Annotated in this window: 15 protein-coding genes and 2 riboswitches; all 15 genes read right to left on the minus strand. The window is 43.1% G+C overall.

What is annotated here, in order from left to right; genetic code table 11:
* Positions 1-54: 54 nt before the first annotated feature.
* The 15 genes from AC27IJ_RS07525 to AC27IJ_RS07595 all read right to left on the minus strand — a co-directional run bounded on the left by AC27IJ_RS07525 (position 55) and on the right by AC27IJ_RS07595 (position 17,625).
* Positions 55-1,665: an extracellular solute-binding protein gene (locus AC27IJ_RS07525; protein ID WP_312501292.1), complete on the minus strand. Its 1,611-nt coding sequence runs from the start codon at positions 1,663-1,665 to the stop codon at positions 55-57.
* A gap of 51 nt (positions 1,666-1,716) precedes the next feature.
* Positions 1,717-2,607 (minus strand): carbohydrate ABC transporter permease, encoded by an 891-nt coding sequence (locus AC27IJ_RS07530; protein WP_312443086.1) that lies wholly within the window; start codon positions 2,605-2,607, stop codon positions 1,717-1,719.
* Positions 2,608-2,638: 31 nt separating this feature from the next.
* Positions 2,639-3,541 carry an ABC transporter permease gene (locus AC27IJ_RS07535; RefSeq protein WP_312443085.1) on the minus strand — a complete coding sequence of 301 codons (903 nt, stop codon included), beginning with the start codon at positions 3,539-3,541 and terminating at the stop codon, positions 2,639-2,641.
* 18 nt (positions 3,542-3,559) lie between these two features.
* Positions 3,560-5,143: a glycoside hydrolase family 43 protein gene (locus tag AC27IJ_RS07540; protein ID WP_312501293.1), complete on the minus strand. Its 1,584-nt coding sequence runs from the start codon at positions 5,141-5,143 to the stop codon at positions 3,560-3,562.
* A 57-nt stretch (positions 5,144-5,200) separates the two neighbouring features.
* Positions 5,201-6,217 carry a LacI family DNA-binding transcriptional regulator gene (locus AC27IJ_RS07545; protein ID WP_312443083.1) on the minus strand — a complete coding sequence of 339 codons (1,017 nt, stop codon included), beginning with the start codon at positions 6,215-6,217 and terminating at the stop codon, positions 5,201-5,203.
* 530 nt (positions 6,218-6,747) lie between these two features.
* The gene (gene lpdA / locus AC27IJ_RS07550) at positions 6,748-8,160 is read right to left on the minus strand and encodes a dihydrolipoyl dehydrogenase (RefSeq protein WP_312443081.1); all 1,413 of its coding nucleotides are present in this window, start codon (positions 8,158-8,160) and stop codon (positions 6,748-6,750) included.
* A gap of 18 nt (positions 8,161-8,178) precedes the next feature.
* Positions 8,179-9,177, minus strand: coding sequence for a lipoate--protein ligase (gene lplA, locus AC27IJ_RS07555; protein WP_312443079.1), 999 nt, complete (start codon positions 9,175-9,177; stop codon positions 8,179-8,181).
* Positions 9,161-10,621 carry an aminomethyl-transferring glycine dehydrogenase subunit GcvPB gene (gene gcvPB, locus AC27IJ_RS07560; protein WP_312443078.1) on the minus strand — a complete coding sequence of 487 codons (1,461 nt, stop codon included), beginning with the start codon at positions 10,619-10,621 and terminating at the stop codon, positions 9,161-9,163. The genes lplA and gcvPB overlap by 17 nt, the downstream gene beginning before the upstream one ends.
* A gap of 4 nt (positions 10,622-10,625) precedes the next feature.
* Positions 10,626-11,945, minus strand: a complete 1,320-nt coding sequence (gene gcvPA / locus AC27IJ_RS07565) for an aminomethyl-transferring glycine dehydrogenase subunit GcvPA (RefSeq protein ID WP_312443077.1) — start codon at positions 11,943-11,945, stop codon at positions 10,626-10,628.
* 13 nt (positions 11,946-11,958) lie between these two features.
* Positions 11,959-12,342, minus strand: a complete 384-nt coding sequence (gcvH, locus tag AC27IJ_RS07570; RefSeq protein ID WP_312443076.1) for a glycine cleavage system protein GcvH — start codon at positions 12,340-12,342, stop codon at positions 11,959-11,961.
* Positions 12,343-12,420: 78 nt separating this feature from the next.
* Entirely contained in the window at positions 12,421-13,503 is a 1,083-nt protein-coding gene (gene gcvT / locus AC27IJ_RS07575) for a glycine cleavage system aminomethyltransferase GcvT (protein WP_487148239.1), read from the minus strand.
* 98 nt (positions 13,504-13,601) lie between these two features.
* A riboswitch (glycine riboswitch) is annotated at positions 13,602-13,667 on the minus strand.
* Positions 13,668-13,749: riboswitch (glycine riboswitch) on the minus strand.
* Between the two features lie 420 nt (positions 13,750-14,169).
* Positions 14,170-15,624 (minus strand): NADP-dependent glyceraldehyde-3-phosphate dehydrogenase, encoded by a 1,455-nt coding sequence (locus AC27IJ_RS07580; protein ID WP_312443074.1) that lies wholly within the window; start codon positions 15,622-15,624, stop codon positions 14,170-14,172.
* Between the two features lie 474 nt (positions 15,625-16,098).
* The gene (locus AC27IJ_RS07585) at positions 16,099-16,446 is read right to left on the minus strand and encodes a phage holin family protein (RefSeq protein ID WP_312443073.1); all 348 of its coding nucleotides are present in this window, start codon (positions 16,444-16,446) and stop codon (positions 16,099-16,101) included.
* A gap of 326 nt (positions 16,447-16,772) precedes the next feature.
* Positions 16,773-17,216 carry an SHOCT-like domain-containing protein gene (locus AC27IJ_RS07590; RefSeq protein ID WP_312443072.1) on the minus strand — a complete coding sequence of 148 codons (444 nt, stop codon included), beginning with the start codon at positions 17,214-17,216 and terminating at the stop codon, positions 16,773-16,775.
* A gap of 19 nt (positions 17,217-17,235) precedes the next feature.
* Positions 17,236-17,625 (minus strand): DUF2089 domain-containing protein, encoded by a 390-nt coding sequence (locus tag AC27IJ_RS07595; RefSeq protein WP_312443071.1) that lies wholly within the window; start codon positions 17,623-17,625, stop codon positions 17,236-17,238.
* Positions 17,626-17,899: the final 274 nt, after the last annotated feature.

The raw sequence follows: 17,899 nt of genomic DNA on the forward strand, positions 1-17,899 counted from the left end.
TCATGGTCTTGAGACGGAAAACAATCCGCCCCAAAACCAAACCCATGCGCCGCATCACTTATTCCGGAAATATTCTTCTCTTTCCGTTTTGACTTCTTCCGCTCCGGCTTCCTTCAGTGCTTCCATATATTCATCATAGATTTTGTCAAAGTCTTCAGGAGCACAAGTCATACATTTCACAAGATACTCGTCATCTGCAAGCAGGATCTTTGCACTGTTTTCCGATTGCGTAGGGGAAGTATACGCGGGATCATACACAAGCTCTCCTGCAATGGCATTCTCGTAATTGTCCATGACATACTCCTCATAACCGGGGATCTCTTTTGAAGTAGCCTTCATAAAATCTTCTTCCGTAGCATAATATCCCTGATTTCCCACAAGGAACAGGTCATGACGGATCCAGTCCTTATCCTTGGCATTAAAATCCGAATTGATGACCACAGGAACCCCGTCTGCCAGGTTGTAATGCTCTCCCTCAAATCCATGGAAAATGGCAAAACCGCCTTCCCTGGTACTCAGCCAATCCAGATAAGTCACTACGGCTTCCGGATTTTTGCAGGTTTTCGGAACAATGTTATAAGCTCCGCACAGGGAATACTGAGGATTATATTGTTTGCCGTCCTTCACATTCTTTAAAGGTGGAATGGAAACCATTTCGGCCTCTGGCTCCAGGGCTCTTAGATTCTGTAAAAGCCCTCCTCTTAAAGCATCCACATTTCCGTTTGCACTGTATTCTCCGACTCCAAGCTGTCCATTTACGAATTTTTCCTTAAGAGTCCCATCCTGGTCGGTACTGGTATAAAATTCAGGATCCAGAAGGTCTTCGTTATATAATTTGTTCATATACTGCAGATAGTCCTTATATCCCGGATCTAAGTAGGCCGACATCTTATAGGAAACGCCTGCTTTGGCCCCATCCCCCAGTGTCTGCATGAACGCCGACGACAGCCATGTCGTCCAGTCCGACTTCATGTAGGTGGAATAAAACGGAACTACATCCGTCCTTCCATCCGGATTATTGTTTTTGAAAGCTTTTAATACGTTGTACAGTTCATCTGTTGTGGTAGGAATCTCCATTCCCAGCTTGTCCAGCCAGTCTTTCCGGATAAATACATTCTGTCGTGCCGTAATCGAGCGTCTGGCAGGAATCGCCCATAATTCGCCTTCTGTATTTCTTCCCAGATCAAGCACCTGATCCGTCACATATGCCTTTAAATTTTTCGCCTGATTGTCTCCGTCAATATAAGGGCTTAAATCAAAGGTGCCTCCCTGAACGTAATAGCTTTCTGCCAGGGTGGGGTCATAGGTCATGATCACGTCCGGCGCCGTGCCACTGGCCATCATGGTCTGAATCTTTGTCGTTTCTTCATTTCTCGGAACAGCGATAAACTCTACGTTAATGCCGACCTTATTCATTTCCTCTTTTATGTAATTGGTCCATCGGTTTTCCGTAATCGTAGAACCGGCTGGTGCCGTACTCCGGTCAAAAAGCTCCACCGTAATCGTCACATTATCAAATGTTTTCTCTCCATAGGTGGTAACATAACCGTTTTCTGATGCAACGGATTCTGCTGCTGCCTGTCCCGGCTTACTGCTGCCTGCAGTTCCATTGCAGCCGCTCAGCAGCATGATAGCTGCCAGGCAAATTGCTGTTCTTCCTTTCATTTGCATTTCCTCCCATTTTATAGTTTATTTATTTAATGATTTTGAAACGAATTATCCCTTAACCGAACCTACCATGACACCCTTTACAAAATATTTCTGCAGCCATGGATATACCAGAATGATCGGGATGGTTGAAACTATGACACTGGCCATTTTTAAGGACTCCGGCATAACGGCAGTTCCAAGATTGTCGGATGAAGCGGATACCTGGCTCAACTGTCCTGCAAACAAAAGCTGTCTGAGCCGCAGCTGCAACGTATATTTATTCGGTGTCTGAATATACAGCAGGGCACTGAAATAATCATTCCAGTAGGAAACTGCATAAAACAATCCGATGGTCGCAATAATGGGGGCGGATAAAGGCAGGACAATCCGAAACAATACCTGCATCTCACTTGCGCCGTCAATATAGGCCGCTTCCTTTAATTCCTTGGACATTCCCCGGAAAAAGGTTCTCATGACAATAAAATTAAATACATTCATGGCGGACGGGATCACCAGACCGGCGATACTGTCATAAAGTCCAATTCCCTTCACGATCAAAAAGGTAGGTATGATTCCTCCGTTAAAATACATGGTAAAAAGGATGATTCCAGTTAAGTATTTCCCTCCCTTTAAGGTGGGATCAGACAATGCATAGGCTGCCGCAACGGTTAGAAACAGCCCAAGTCCGGCTCCTAGGATGGTTACGATGACGGAAATATACATCGCACTCCAGATCTGCGTCTGCTTTACCAGAATTTCTTTATAGGCATTTAAAGTAAAATCTATGGGATAGAATGTGACTCTTCCTGACAGTACAGGCGCATTTCCGCTTAAAGAGTAAGCCAATACATTTAAAAAAGGATAGATGCAGGCGATCACTGTAACTGTCAGTACCCCGTAGAGCGCCACTGCTCCGATTTTTATCCCTTTCTTTTTCCCGTAGGTATCCCCCTTCATATTTACATATCCTCCTGTTCTTTTCATTCGGCTATATGATCCCTTCTTCCCCGATCTTCTTTGCAAACTTATCAGCCGCAAGCAAAACGATGATATTGACAACTGACTGGAACAGTCCGACCGCTGTTGACTGGGAATACTGTGCTTTTTCAATACCGATCCTGTAGATATAAGTACTGATCACTTCAGATACCCCCATGACCTTTGTATTGCCGAGAAGAAGAGGCGCATCCAGTCCAATGGACATCATTTTGCTGACTGATAGAATCAGCATGGTGATGATCACAGGCTTAATCATGGGAATGGTAATATGTATAATCCGTTTTATCTTGGAAGCTCCGTCCAGATAAGCAGCCTCATAAAGGCTTTCATCCACTCCGGTCAGTGCTGCTAAATAAATCACCGTACCCCAGCCGATCTCTTTCCACACATTACAGACCACATAGGTAAATATCCACCAGCCGTTGCTGCTTAAAAACGGAATAGGATCTCCTCCTGCTGCTTTGATCATATGATTAAAAGTTCCTGATGTAACTGAAAAAAGGTTCATCGCGATTCCTGCTACAACCACCCAGGAGATAAAGTGAGGCAAATACAGCAGAGACTGTGACAGCTTTTTGAAACGCGCATTGGTAACCTCATTGAGCAGCAGCGCCAAACCGATAGTAAGAGGAAAATTCATTACCAGGGTAAGCAGGTTCAGCATAAGAGTGTTTCTGACAACATTCCAAAACTGTTTATCTCTAAAAATTTTTTCAAATACCGAAAATCCTACAAATTTGCTATCAAACACTCCACGGAAGATATTGTAGTCCTGAAAAGCCATTACCAGGCCTCCCATGGGAATGTACTTAAAAATGATATAATACAGCACAGGAAAAAGAAGCATCAGATAAGACCACTTCTTTTTCCAGACATACTCGAAACCCTTCATTAATATCCCTCCCAAAACCTACTCTTCCTTATAGGAAAAGAAATCAAAATCCGCATACCCTCCCACACCGGATAAATCCTGACAGCATATGCCAATAAAAGCTCCTGTAAACATAACATGACCGGTTTTTTGGAAATAATCATCGGAAAGCTTAGTCGCATCCATGGCATCTCCGATATTTAAATAAGTCTCCCCATCGAGGGAATAGGAAAACTGTGCTTTTTCCTTTGACGTCTTCAGCCGGAGAAACAGCTCCCTATGCTCTGGGATGGAAACTCCCATGCCTATGGGATGGCTCCCTTTCCCCAAATCACATTGAAGAATGGAAAGTGTCTTTCCCTCATATTCGTCTCTTGAAAGATACAGGTAATAGTAACAGTCCGTATTATAAAAATACGTCAGTCCGGCCATCTGCTGGAAGCTTTGAGGTTCAAAATCAATCTTCGTAACTGCTTCCACATAAAATTCCTGCTGCCGGTGTGCCAGCAGAGACTGCCTGTATTTTGAATTTAAGGATTCTGCCCCATACAGCCTCAGCCAGCCTTCTCTTGCCTTTAAATCCCCTCTTTCACCAAGGGGGAGCCTCAGTGTCTGCAGATTCTTGTCCCATGTTCTGCCGTTAAAATCCTCAAACAGCTTCACAGGGTTAACCGGAATCTCCTTTTCTCCCATTCCTACCTGGAGCACCATATCCGGCCCTATGGTTCCGTTCTCCATATACAGCCAGTCATTACGCCATATAACCCGCTGCAGTCCAGTTTCTCTTCCCAGTATGCACCTTCTGTCTTCGCCAACCGGTCTGCTGCATAAGTGTGCCAGATACCATTCCCCATCCGGCGTACTTACAATACTGGCATGTCCTGCTTTTTGAAGTCCGCATTCCGGCAGATGGTGTGCCGTAAGAAGCGGCGTATTAGGCGCCGTCTCATAAGGCCCAAAAAGTGTCCGGCTCCTGGCCACTGTAACGGCATGCTCAAAGCCTGTCATACCTTCTGCAGTGACCAGATAATAGTACCCGTTCCTTTGGTACAGATGGGGTCCTTCCGTATACCCGATGTGGGAGCCCTTAAAAATCAGCTTCTGCTCTCCAACCAGCTTTTTCTTACGGCAATCGTATTCCTGAAGAACAATTCCGCCGAATTTGGAATGATACGAACGGTAATCCATCTGCATGTTTAAAAAGTATTTTTTTCCGTTTTCGTCATGGAACAGGGACGGATCAAATCCGCTGGAGTTTAAATAAACCGGTTCGCTCCACGGTCCGCAGATGTTTTCTGCCGTAATCAGATAATTATGAGTATCCTTAAAACTGCCCCGAAAGGACTTCACATCGGTATATACCAGATAAAAGATCCCTTCACTGCAGGACAGACACGGAGCCCATACTCCGCAGGAATTATCTTCTCCCAGCATATTGATTTTATCTGTTGAATCAAGCGGATAACCGATGAGATCCCAGTTCACCAGATCAGTGGAATGATAAAGTCTTATTCCCGGAAACCACTCAAAAGTCGAAGTAGCAATGTAATAATTCTGTCCGACTCTCAGGATCGAAGGGTCGGGATTAAATCCTCTTAAAATAGGATTATGAATTAAAGTCATAGTCGTTTGTTCCTATCATTTTTCTGTTTCATTTTGAAGCCGCCTTTCTCAGTACTTTTACGGCATCCGGAAAGTGCTTTCCCTTACAATCAGCTTTGTGGGAATTCTTATTGTTTCCGTACTCTCTGTTTTCTTTTCCATTATTTCCACCAGCAGCTTTGCTGCCTGTGCTCCGATCTGCTCCCGGTCCTGGCGAATCGTCGTAATTCCCGGTGTGACATAGGAAGCTACAGGCAAATCATCATTTCCGATTACAGATACATCTTCCGGAATCCGAAAGCCTCTCTTCCTCAAGATCTCTATGGCCGCACTGGCATATTCATCATAAGTGGCATAAATGGCAGTAGGAAATTCATCCCAGCATTGCTGAAAAAGAATATTCACAGCTTCCAATCCGGCTTCTCTTGAATATTTGGATGCTTCCACACAGTACTTTGGATTCCATTCCAGATTATTCTCTTTTATGAACCGCCTGTATTCCTTAAACCTTACGCTGCCGGAAACTGTGTCCTGAGGACCAGCCAGAATCGCTATTTTCCTGTGACCTAGCATATAAAGGTGCTTTAAGCTCTGATTTGCGGCCATGGCATTATCGGAAATGACTGACGGAACCCCTGCAAATATTCCCTCCACCGATACTTTTGGCAGGGGAGCATCAAGTAAATCCTTAAACTGCTCCAGGAAACTGTTATTTAACGCCAGCAAGACTCCGTCCACATTCCGGTATTTGCAGTGTTCCAGAAAGGATATCTTTTTTTCTCCCAGGAAATTGTTGATAAAAACAATGTCGTAGCCATAACCTCCGGCCACCTTTTTAAATCCCTGCAGAATGCCGCTGTAATGCGGATGCATGATCCCCATCCCCTGTTCCTCTGCAAAAACGATCCCTATCAGCCAGGATTTCTGAGTCGCCAGTGTTCTTGCCGTATTATTTGGCACAAATCCCAGTTCCTTTATCTTTTGTTTCACAAGCGCACTGGTTTCCTTATTGACGCCACTGTAATTGTTTATTACTTTGGAAACCGTAGAAACGGAAAACCCAGATTCTCTTGAAACATCGTATATTGTAGCCATATTTCAATTACTCCTTCATTTACAGCGCTTTCTTTACGCAGTAAAATGCAGTGAAATATATGCCTTTATTTTGATATTATTGATTTATTTTTAATATATTTCGTTTCTTATCCTCCTGCTTTTTCATGTATTTTTAATTAAGAAAGCGCTTTCTATAATATATAACTATTCTAATATGTCCAGTTCATTTTCTGCTATTGACAATACTTACAATAATTTACTTTTAAGAAACATGTTTCGAACAATTTCCTTCCTTTTTCGAACAAGCTAACGTCACAGAAATTACCGATTAGACTTGTATCCGCAGCGCCAGCCTGTTAATAAAAAGAGACCGAACTATATCATCAAAAAAAGTACATCCTCTTAGTTGAAGATGTACCATTCATTACCTATCCTTAATTTTATCAAGTATTCCAACCCTATCAACAAAATTAAAGCCGCAGGCTTTTATGCCTGCAGCTTATTGTGATATGGAGAAACGGGAGTTGAACCCCTAACCTCTTAAATAACATTCAAGCGTGATATCGCGGTTATCTGCGGGGCAGGGTATGAATCGCTCCGCCAATACAATCCTCCAACGCTTCCGCTACAGATTCATTATAGGTAGGATGAGCCCGCATGGCTTTTAAAAGCTGTTCTGCAGTAAGTTTATTGGTGATGGCTGTTCCCATCTCTCCAATCATGTCCGTAGCTCTGGCGCACATCATCTGCGCTCCCAGCAATGCGCCCGTTTCCTTATCTGTTACAACTTTAACAAAGCCTCTCTCTTCCTTTGTTATAAATGATTTACAGTTGGCATGGGTTAAGGTTTTCCCGATAACGGTCTCAATCCCTTTCCCTTTTGCTTCCTCTTCTGTTATTCCGACACATGCAATTTCAGGATCCGTATAAACACATGACGGAATTACTGATAAATCGATGGACGGCTCTCTCCCGTTCATAAGTTCCACAGCACAGATGCCCTGAGAGCTTGCAGCATGGGCCAGCTGGATGCCTCCGATCACATCTCCGATCGCAAACACGCCCGGCATACTTGTTTCAAAGTTTTCCTTCACCACAATCCTGCCCCGGTCCATTTCAAGTAATTTCTCTTCCTCCAGCAATCCGTCCGTATTGGGTATACGTCCGGTGGCGGAAAGCAGGTATGGCGTCTTTAAGACTTCAATCTTTTCTTTGTCTTTTGCCATCTCCCCATAGGTACAGATAAAATCACTGCCCTGTTTTTCAATTTTCCGGACAAATGCTTTGGTATGAATGTCAACGCCTTTCTTTTTCAAAATCAGCTTTAAATTCTGTGAGATTTCTTTATCCAGACCGGGTAAAAGTCTTTCTTCCGCCTCCAGTAAGGTGACCTTGGAGCCAAAGGAAGCGAATACGGTGGCAAACTCCACCCCAATGACTCCTCCGCCTATAATAATCAGGCTTTCCGGTATATGATCAAGCTGAAACAACTCATCGCTGGTCATGACTCCGGAAAGACGGATACCTTCTATGGGCAAAATGGCTGGCTTTGATCCTGTTGCCAGCAGGATATGTTTCGCCTGAAGGAGTTCTTCCCCTTCCTCTGTCTTGACCCTGACCGTTCCATCCTTGGTCAGCATCCCAGTTCCGTGTATCCGATCAATTTTATTTCCCTTAAGAAGCTGTTCCACACCCAGTCTGAGACTTTCGGATGTTTCATTTTTATAGGACATCACTTTTCCATAATCACAGCTCACCTCTTTTGAGATGATTCCGAATCTCTCTCCTGTCAGGACCTCCTGATATAATTTGGCTGCATGCAGCATGGCCTTTGCAGGAACGCAGCCACGGTTTAAGCAGGTACCTCCTGCTTCCCGGTTTTCGATCACAGCCGTCTTCATTCCCAGCTTTGCAGCCTTAATCGCTGCTACATATCCTCCGGGGCCTGCACCAATAACAAGCAGATCATATCGTTCTTCCATCCTATCCCTCCCTGGTCTCTATAATTCTGCAGCAGCAAAAAACTCTTTTAAGTCTTTTATCATGGCCGACTGGGCCTGGGTATCTGCAGGCACCTGATCCAGCTTATTGCAGATATCTTCATTCTCATATCTGCTTCCCTTTATATGCCCGGGGATCCGGTCCATAAGATCCGGTTCCATGGAATCGGAATACAATTGCAGATCCTGTATGATCCCGCTGTTCACCTGAAACTGCCAGATTACATTTCCCCAAACAAAGCGCTTTGACAGTTCGTACTGAAAATCCATGTTACGCCCGTACAGCCAATCCCAGGAAGAAAATTTCTTCCTTCCCTCTGACAATGCTTCCTGGTCTAAATCCTCCTGCCTGCAGAAAACCGCCTTACGTCCATAAGTTTCTTCAAATGCCTCAAGAAGTTTTTCCTTTAGCATATCAATGGTTAAACCAGCCCGGTATTCCGAAAGATTGGTTACCCTGGATTTAACGGAGTCCACTCCTTTTAATGCCAGTTTATCCTTTGAAACCTGCAGGTATTTAGAAAGCTTCTCCATATCTGCATGAACCAGCAGGGTCCCATGATGATAGCATTTCTCCCCTCTGTTATAAAAGGCATTGCCGGAAAACTTCCTGTCCGATACGGTGATATCATTTCGTCCGGATTTTTCTGCATGAATTCCCAGTTTTTTGACCCCGCTTAAAATGACCTCAAGCTGTTTATCCAGATCATAATGATTCTTGTTAACAAGAAACGTAAAATTTAAATTGCCAAGGTCATGGAATACGGCGCCGCCTCCTGAAAGCCTTCTCACCAGGTGGCCGCCATCCTGCTCCAGTTCCCGGATCCTGCATTCCTTCCATGGATTCTGGTTTTTACCGATCACAACAGTATTTTCATTCTGCCAAAGGTATAGGATAGAAGTATCCCGCCCTGCTGTTTCCAATAAATACTCCTCAATCGCAAGATTCAGATACGGGTCATGGCTGCTTCCGTCTATATATTTAATTTCCTGTATCATCTTTATCTGTTTCCTTATTTAAGAAGTCGTACTTTAACTTTGGATTTCTGGCTGCCCTTACTTCATCAAGTCTTGTGACTGGTGTATGGATGGGTGCGTGATGAAGAGCTTCCGGATGTGACATTGCTGTTTCATGGAGGCTGCGCAATACAGAAATCACTTCATCCAAAGTTTCTTTTGACTCCGTTTCCGTAGGTTCTGCCATTAAGGCTTCTGGTACGATCAGCGGAAAATACATGGTCGGCGGATGGATTCCATGGTCCAAAAGTCCTTTTGCTATGTCCATGGCTGATACACCAGTTTCTTTTTTAAGCCTTGCCAGGCTCATGACAAATTCGTGCATGCAGGGTCCCTGGTATGCCATATCATATACATCCTTTAATTGCGCCATCATATAATTGGCGTTTAATACGGCATGCTTTGAGGCTTCCGGAACGCCTTCCTTTCCAAGCATAAATAAATACGTCATGGCTCTGACCACAATTAAAAAGTTACCATAAAAGCTTTTCACCTGTCCGATGGTACTGGCAGGACGATGAAACGTATATCCCTTATCTTCCTCCACCATGCTGCCCGGTAAAAATTCAGCCAGGAGATCCTTGCAGCCCACTGGTCCGCTGCCCGGGCCTCCGCCTCCGTGAGGAGTAGAAAATGTCTTATGGAGATTTAAATGGACCACATCAAATCCCATGTCACCCGGTCTTATCATTCCCATAACGGCGTTTAAATTCGCCCCATCATAGTAATTCAGTCCTCCGGCTTCATGAACGATTTTTGTAATCTCCAGTATGTTTTTATCAAAAAGTCCTAATGTATTGGGATTGGTCAGCATCAGTCCTGCCGTATCTTCCCCGACCGCTTTTCTTAGTTCCTCCAAATCCACTCCGCCGTCTTCTGCAGACGGGATACTGATTACCGAAAATCCCACCATTGTCGCACTTGCAGGATTGGTACCATGGGCGGAATCCGGTACTATGATCTTTGTTCTTTTTTTGTCACCGCGGCTCTCATGATAAGCCTTTATCAGCAAAAGTCCGGTAAATTCACCGTGGGCTCCTGCTGCCGGCTGGAAGGTCATCCGGTTCATTCCAGTGATCTCACATAAGTATTGCTCTGCTGTTTTCAATACCTCCATACAGCCCTGTACCGTATGCTCCGGCTGCAGCGGATGAATCTGCTTAAAGCCAGGAAGACCCGCTATGTCTTCATTGATCTTGGGATTATATTTCATGGTACAGGAACCCAAAGGATAAAAGCCGTCATTGACACCATATGCTTTTTTCGCTGCTTCTGTATAATGCCTGCTTATATCATTTTCAGACATTTGGGGAAGGTGCAGGCTCTTTTTTCTTAAGCTGCCTTCTTCCGGCAGGCTCACCGGCACATCACATTCCGGCAGAATGCTCATCTTTCTTCCTTCCTGTCCCTTTTCAAATATCAGCATAACCTTACACCTCCTTCAGAATGCGAATGACACGGTCTATGTCATCCTTTGCATTCATTTCCGTACAGCACCACAAGATCTGTCCGGCTCTTTCACCGGTTAAGGGATAGCCGCCAAGAATTCCATGTTCCTCCAGTATCCCCATCACCTGTTCAGCCGGGATTTTTGAAATGGTCACAAATTCGTGGAAGAATTCCCCGCGGTTTACAACTGAATACCCGATTGCTTCCAATTGCTCCGCCATATAATGGGCCTTTGACATACACTGTATGGCTGTTTGCTTTAGTCCTTCAGCCCCCATTGCCGATAAATAAACTGACACTGCCAATGCACAAAGCGCCTGGTTTGAGCAGATGTTGCTTAACGCCTTTTCTCTCCGGATATGCTGTTCCCTTGCCTGAAGGGTCAGGACGTATCCTGTTTTTCCGTTGGAATCAACGGTTTCTCCGACGATCCTTCCCGGCAGCTTTCTGATCAGTTCTTTCGTACATGCCATAAAGCCGATATATGGTCCGCCGAATGACAGGGGTAGTCCAAGAGGCTGTCCCTCTCCCACTGCAATATCAGCGCCGTATTCTGCCGGCGTCTTTATGATCCCCAGGGAAATGGGATTCACGCCCATAATATACCGTGCACCGGTTTCCTTTGCTATGTATCCGATTTCATCAGCCGGTTCCAGACTTCCGTAATAATTGGGATTCTGAATATAAACACATGCGGCCTGACTATCCAGATGTTCTTTCAGAAAATCTAAATCCGTTACACCGTCTTTCTCAGGAATAACTGTCAGTTCCATCCCATTTCCAAAACAATAAGTCTTTATGGTCTCCATTGCCTGAGGATGAACCGCTGCGGAAACAAATGCCCTGTTTTTCTTTCTGTCCCGGCACATAGCTACCGCTTCTGCCGCTGCAGCCGCACCGTCATATACGGAGGCATTGGCCGTATCCATTCCTGTAATTTCACAGATCATTGTCTGGTATTCATATATGGATTGTAAGATTCCCTGGCTGATTTCCGCCTGATACGGGGTATAGGCAGTGTACAGAGTTTCCTTGGATAACACACTTTTCACAATGGATGGAATGTAATGCCTGTAAGCACCTGCTCCTCTGAATATGACCGGAAACACCGTATTTTTTGCTGCAATGCCTTCCATCTTAATACTTACTTCCATTTCAGACATTCCGCTGGGAAGATTCAATCCTTCCTTTAATAAAACTTCCTGGGGAAGCTGCCCAAAAAGGTCTTCTATGCTCTCAATTCCGATCGCTGACAGCATTTCTTTTCTGTCATGGTCGGTTGCCGGTACAAATGAACCCATATGCAGATCTCCTTTATTCCATTTCTTTTTTTACAAATTCTCCGTATTCCTCAGGACTTAAGAATTCTTCTTTATCCGTAATATCAGTTATCTTCACAAACCAGGCCTCATAAGGAGCCTCATTGATCTTTTCCGGTGCGTCCAGAAGTTCTTCATTGACTTCTGATACAACTCCGGTTACCGGGCAATATACATCCGAAACAGCTTTTACGGATTCCACATCGGCAAAAACTTCACCGGCTGTCGTCTCGTCACCTTCTTCCGGAAGATTGACGAAAACAAGCTCTCCCAATGACTGCTGGGCGTGATCCGTAAGTCCGACCAAAGCGGTTGTTTCATCCTCAAACCTCACCCATTCATGTGTTTTTGTGTAAACCAGATTTTCTAATACCTTCATATTTCCTTCTCCTTTTCCTTGTTATTGCCCACGTTATCCGGGCATGCAGATGCACCCAAAGGGTGTTACCTTAATGGTTTATTTTGATTTTTTATAAAATGGCAGGGCTACCACTTCTGCTTCTACTTCTCTTCCCCGGACGATTACCGATACTTTTGTACCTGCTTTCGTATATTCCTTTTCCAAAATAGCCATGGCTGCAGGGTAACCTAAATAGGGGCAATGGGTTCCCGATGTTGTAAAGCCTGCTTTCTTCCCGTTTACAAGTACATCTTCCTGTTCCCGTATGATTCCCCGCCCTGTTACTCTTAAGCCTACACGTTTTCTTATGAGGGAATCCTTATCCGGCAAATAGCTTTTACCGATAAAATCCTCCTTCTGCATTTTAACAGCAAACCCAAGACCGATTTCCACTGGATTTATATCATCGTTCATTTCATGTCCGTACAGCGGCATGCCGGCCTCCAGCCTCAGAGTGTCTCTGGCCCCCAGCCCGCAGGGGATCAGTCCATATTCCCTGCCTGCCTCCATGAGCGTTTCCCACATTGTCTCAGCATGTGCATTGTCTAGATAAAGCTCAAAACCATCTTCCCCTGTATAACCGGTTCTGGATACCATACATGTGATTCCGGCCACTTTTCCATCAAAAACTGCATGATAGTATTTTTCAGGAATATCTGTGGTAAGTTTCATAAGTATTTCCTGTGATCTGGGACCCTGCAGGGCGATTTGCGTGATTTTATCAGAAATGTCTTCAAACACCACTTCTCCTAATTTATGTTCCAGCATCCATTGGTAATCCTTTTCTTTATTGGAAGCATTAACAACGATAAAGTACTCCTCTTCTTTTTTCTTATAAACAATCAGATCGTCCACCGTTCCCCCGTGCTCATTGCACATGGGGCTGTATCTTGCCTGTCCGACCTCCATATCAGTGAAATCATTGGTCAGCAGCCGGTGCAGATTATCAAGTGCGTCTTTTCCCTTACAGATTATTTCCCCCATATGGGAAACATCAAAAAGCCCTGCCCTTGTTCTTACTGCCATATGCTCTTTTATGATCCCCTCTTCATATTGGATGGGAAGCAGATACCCGGCAAAAGGGACTATTTTGCCGTGATACTTCAGATGCATCTCATAAAGCGGTGTTTTTAGCTCCATGTCTTAATCCTCCTTAGATAATTTATATGATAATATAGGAACATCATCCGTTTATATGCACAAAAAAAGGCAGAAAGAAATATTCGTATGAAATATTCCTGTCTGCCTCTGTCCTTTTACCTGAAAGATTGACTTCTTCGGTACATAAATGTTCTCCAGAGTTACGTCCGAATCCGATCCTTTTGCCTGAGAGTTTCTGCATTCCCCTTCGGCGGCACAGATTGTGCTCTCTCTCGTATTCATCATCCGTTATTTATAATTGATATTATCAGAGTATTTTTGCACTGTCAATGATTTTTTGCACAACCTTTTGAAATGATTCTGACAACGAGCAGAGAACCCCAGGTGTATTAGGACTGATGTGTCAAACATAACATTTCCGTTTCCTATTTATATGACTTTTTTTGTAATCAAATGCAATTAGGTGATTCTATATAAGAATAACAAGATGAAGCATTAAATAAGCGGTATCATTTCGAAACTAACTTTTAAATATATATATAAAGCTAAAATTGAATGTATAATGTGTGATTCTAATATTGTTTTAAGGGAAAAGCAGGCTGCATTTCCCATTTCCACGGGCATTTTATCGTTTAATAATTAAAATCAATGGATGAAGCATACGTAATCATGGGTTTGCATGGCAGTTTTTGTTTGAGATTCCTTTTATTCTATCAAATTTATGGTGATAGCTTTTGGTCTTGTCATTGCTTCTATGGAGTACTTTACACCCTGGGTACCCATACCGGAGGCTTTTACTCCCAAAAACGGAAAATGGTCCGGGCCTCTTTCCGTTTTGTTATTAATCTGTACGGTTCCAACTTCTAATTTTTCAGCAATTCGAAAAGCCTTGTTAATATCATTGGTAAATACGGAAGACTGTAAGCCATATTCTGAGCGGTTAGCTATCTCTACCGCTTCATCCATATTTTTCACCCGGATAATAGGAAGAATTGGTGAAAACGGTTCTTTCCATGCAATCTCCATATCCACGGTTACTTTATCCAGCAAAGTAGGATAGACTAAATTACCTTCTCTCTTATTTCCGACAATAAGTTCTGCACCCTTTTCAATGGCATCCTGAATTAAGAATTCGGCAAAATCAGCAGCTTTCTGATCAATCAAAGGAGTGACTACTACACTATCCCGGGGATCTCCCACAGATAATTTTTCAATTCCCGTTTTCAGTTTGTCTACCAGCTGGTCTGCTACTTTATCAGTAGTAATAATACGCTTCACAGCCGTGCAACGCTGTCCGGAATAAGAAAATGCACCCTCTACAATATTTTTTGCCGCGTATTCCAGATCAGCATCTTCCAGTACAAGGGCCGCATCCTTACCGCCAAGTTCCAGTAATAAAGGGGTCATACAGGAAATCTTGGATAAATGCCTGCCAACCTCCGTACTGCCTGTAAAATTAATAAAGTCAATGCTTTCATGCGTTACAATATAATCACCAATCTCACTGCCTTTACCGGTAACGGTTTGCAGCACTCCTTCCGGCAATCCGGCATCCTGTAATGCGTTTACAAGGTGAAGAGCGCTGATAGCTCCCTGTGTCGCCGGTTTTAATATAACCGTGTTGCCCCCGATCAACGCCGGTGCTATCTTGGAAGCTGATAAATTAATTGGGTAATTAAAAGGTGATATGGCTAATACGGTACCAAGAGGAATTCTTTTTACATAGGATATCTTATTGCGGGAGCCACCTGGGAAATTTTCACCGCTTACTGCTATTCCTTCCAGACTTTTTCCTGCATCTGCAGTAAAACGGAGGAAATCTGCGGTTCTCTTCACTTCTGATATGGAAGATTTCTTATCTTTTGCAATCTCCATCATCAGGATATTTGATATTTCTTCTGCCCTTTCCTCCAAAAGCTCTGCCGCTTTGTATAATATCCGGGCCCTTTCAAATATTGGTATACCGGTCCACAAAGAGAGACTTTCTTTCGAATACCGGATAACCTCATTGACCTCTTCTTTGCTGATTGCCTGTATCTCTCCGATTAAAGAACCGTCTACAGGGGATGTTATGGTAATGACATTACCCGATGCTGATTCCACCCATCTTCCATTGATTAAGTTTCCATAAACAAGCTTTTCATTGCATAATCCAGTCATATTATTCTCTCCCTTCAATGCCTTCAAAATTTTTACCTGGTTATAATATATCATAAAAACAAGAATCAAATGTCACTGCCATTATAATTTAATCTGCCAGCGCAGCATCAGTGTTACTTGGGAAAGTGTGAAACTGGCGATTGAAAGAACATGCAGAGCATTGCTGTATACTGCATACAAGCCGAAGGCCTGTCTTAAGTAACTGGATTCTCAGCCAAGGACTACACTCGACAGATTGATCTGTTAAATTTCCTGGTAACACGTAATAATGAAGGCGATCACATACATTTATTGTCTGCAAAAGTCCATTTTTTATTAGAAGAGTCCATTGACTTTAAAGATCTCCGGCGTTCAGGCATAGCCTGCACAGATCAGAATGCTTAAAAGGGCACTCCAAAATATATCTGGACTACCCTCTTCCTCTTATTTTCTGCGATTATGATATTACCTAGTACATCTAATATTTGTAACCTATTAATATGACACCTTATTCATATCCTTGAACAGGTGATTAAAGATAACGATGATGAAAGCGGCAAGCAGCGAATTAAGAAAGCCACCCATACTTATATCTGTTACAAAATAATCTGCAATCATGATCGTCCATGCATTCACAATAAAGCTGAATAATCCTAAGGTCAGCAAACTGACCGGTAATGTAATCAACAGCAGAATCGGCTTTAATATAAAGTTTACTACTAAAAGCACCAATCCCATGATAAGAAGTGCCGGGATACTGCCAATATAAATCGTTTGCGAAACAAGTGACAGCAGATATATCGTTAATATGATAGATATATATTTTAAGAACAGTTTCGTCATTTTTACCTCCAATAGACATGCTTTACCTGATTTTAATTAATACTTTGACTTTGTCGGTTGTAACATCAACAAGATCATAGGGTGCATCCCCGGTTAAAGAATCCAGCAGTTTCATGACCATGAATACGAGTACTTTCACTGAATAAATGTTAATTCGGGAGGATGAACTCGGATCAGGCACTTTCGGTGCAAAATAGCATGCGGCTGTCAGTAAGTCCTGAAAACAGTCCAATAATTCCTGAAAGATATACAAGGGGATTGGAAAGGGAATATTTATGAACCTTCTATTCTCAATCTGGAGCCTGATCCACAATAAATGACAGCTCCTAATCGACATATACTCTCACCTTTACCATTGCGTTATGGCTTTCATCCCAGGCTTCCACATCCACAATATTCGGGTCATCCAAGGTACCGTTTATGACCTCCTCGATGATCTTTGCAAAATCAATGCTGGAAATATCGATACCTTTCGCCTCCATCTCCCTTCTGGCATCCGCAGGAACCATATTAGTCATCTTATCAGCGATTTCACTGATCGTGGTCAGCAGACGTATCGGTATATTTACGTTAACATTAACGGCATTGTTATCTGACGTGACCTTGACCTTAAAGAACTTATAGTTTCTCCTTGCAGTTGTTTCAGTTTCAACCACCTGAATCGTTTCTGTTTCCTTAGTCGTTTTCAAAGCCTCCAATAGCTCCATACCTTCGGCAGCGGTAATCTGCCCTTTTTCTATCATTTCCAGTATTTTTTGTTGTTCACTCATGGTCTGACCCTCCTATTAATTATATGTTTTTAATCCGTTCCGTTGCTTCTTTCGGGGAAATTTCACCCTTTGATAATTGGTCAAGAATTTCATTCCTGGCGGTTGTTTTATCTTCATTTTCTTTAATCACTTCTTTTGATGACACTTCATATCCAAGACCTCTTATGACCGAATCCAGTTTACCGCGGACCGTGGGATAAGAAATACCCAGTTCTTTCTCAACATCCTTGATATTACCGCGGCATCTTATGAATACCTTGACAAACTCAAGATCTTCTTCTGGTAGTCGGCAGAATTCACAAGGCTGGAAATCTCCTTCAATAACTGTGGAGCACTTGGGACAGCCAAGCTTGGTTATGGAAAGTTTCTCACCGCATACGGGGCATTTACCCGGAGCTTTGTATTTCATTGTTTTCACCACCCTGATGTATTATTTGATTATAATATACAACTATAGATTAAATATGTCAATATAAAAATCAATGATATTAATTATAATGTTAATATAATTAATTTTAAAATTAAATATGTCAAATCAATCTTTTAAAAACATCAATTTTGCAGAGAAATGAGAGGAAATTAAGCCCATTTCTTCCCTATATAAAATTAAGCTACAGGCTTTCCTGCCTGCAGCTTATTATTTTGACCGGAGATAGCGGGGTTCGAACCCATGATCTCTTGAA

This window comes from Lacrimispora sp. YZC11, assembly GCF_057543815.1.

Coding starts and splice junctions, on each gene's coding strand:
- AC27IJ_RS07525 (WP_312501292.1), bottom strand. CDS start 1,665: ATGAAAGGAAGAACAGCAATTTGCCTGGCAGCTATCATGCTGCTGAGC.
- AC27IJ_RS07530 (WP_312443086.1), bottom strand. CDS start 2,607: ATGAAGGGGGATACCTACGGGAAAAAGAAAGGGATAAAAATCGGAGCA.
- AC27IJ_RS07535 (WP_312443085.1), bottom strand. CDS start 3,541: ATGAAGGGTTTCGAGTATGTCTGGAAAAAGAAGTGGTCTTATCTGATG.
- AC27IJ_RS07540 (WP_312501293.1), bottom strand. CDS start 5,143: ATGACTTTAATTCATAATCCTATTTTAAGAGGATTTAATCCCGACCCT.
- AC27IJ_RS07545 (WP_312443083.1), bottom strand. CDS start 6,217: ATGGCTACAATATACGATGTTTCAAGAGAATCTGGGTTTTCCGTTTCT.
- lpdA (WP_312443081.1), bottom strand. CDS start 8,160: ATGGAAGAACGATATGATCTGCTTGTTATTGGTGCAGGCCCCGGAGGA.
- lplA (WP_312443079.1), bottom strand. CDS start 9,177: ATGATACAGGAAATTAAATATATAGACGGAAGCAGCCATGACCCGTAT.
- gcvPB (WP_312443078.1), bottom strand. CDS start 10,621: ATGCTGATATTTGAAAAGGGACAGGAAGGAAGAAAGATGAGCATTCTG.
- gcvPA (WP_312443077.1), bottom strand. CDS start 11,945: ATGGGTTCATTTGTACCGGCAACCGACCATGACAGAAAAGAAATGCTG.
- gcvH (WP_312443076.1), bottom strand. CDS start 12,342: ATGAAGGTATTAGAAAATCTGGTTTACACAAAAACACATGAATGGGTG.
- gcvT (WP_487148239.1), bottom strand. CDS start 13,503: ATGGAGCTAAAAACACCGCTTTATGAGATGCATCTGAAGTATCACGGC.
- AC27IJ_RS07580 (WP_312443074.1), bottom strand. CDS start 15,624: ATGACTGGATTATGCAATGAAAAGCTTGTTTATGGAAACTTAATCAAT.
- AC27IJ_RS07585 (WP_312443073.1), bottom strand. CDS start 16,446: ATGACGAAACTGTTCTTAAAATATATATCTATCATATTAACGATATAT.
- AC27IJ_RS07590 (WP_312443072.1), bottom strand. CDS start 17,216: ATGAGTGAACAACAAAAAATACTGGAAATGATAGAAAAAGGGCAGATT.
- AC27IJ_RS07595 (WP_312443071.1), bottom strand. CDS start 17,625: ATGAAATACAAAGCTCCGGGTAAATGCCCCGTATGCGGTGAGAAACTT.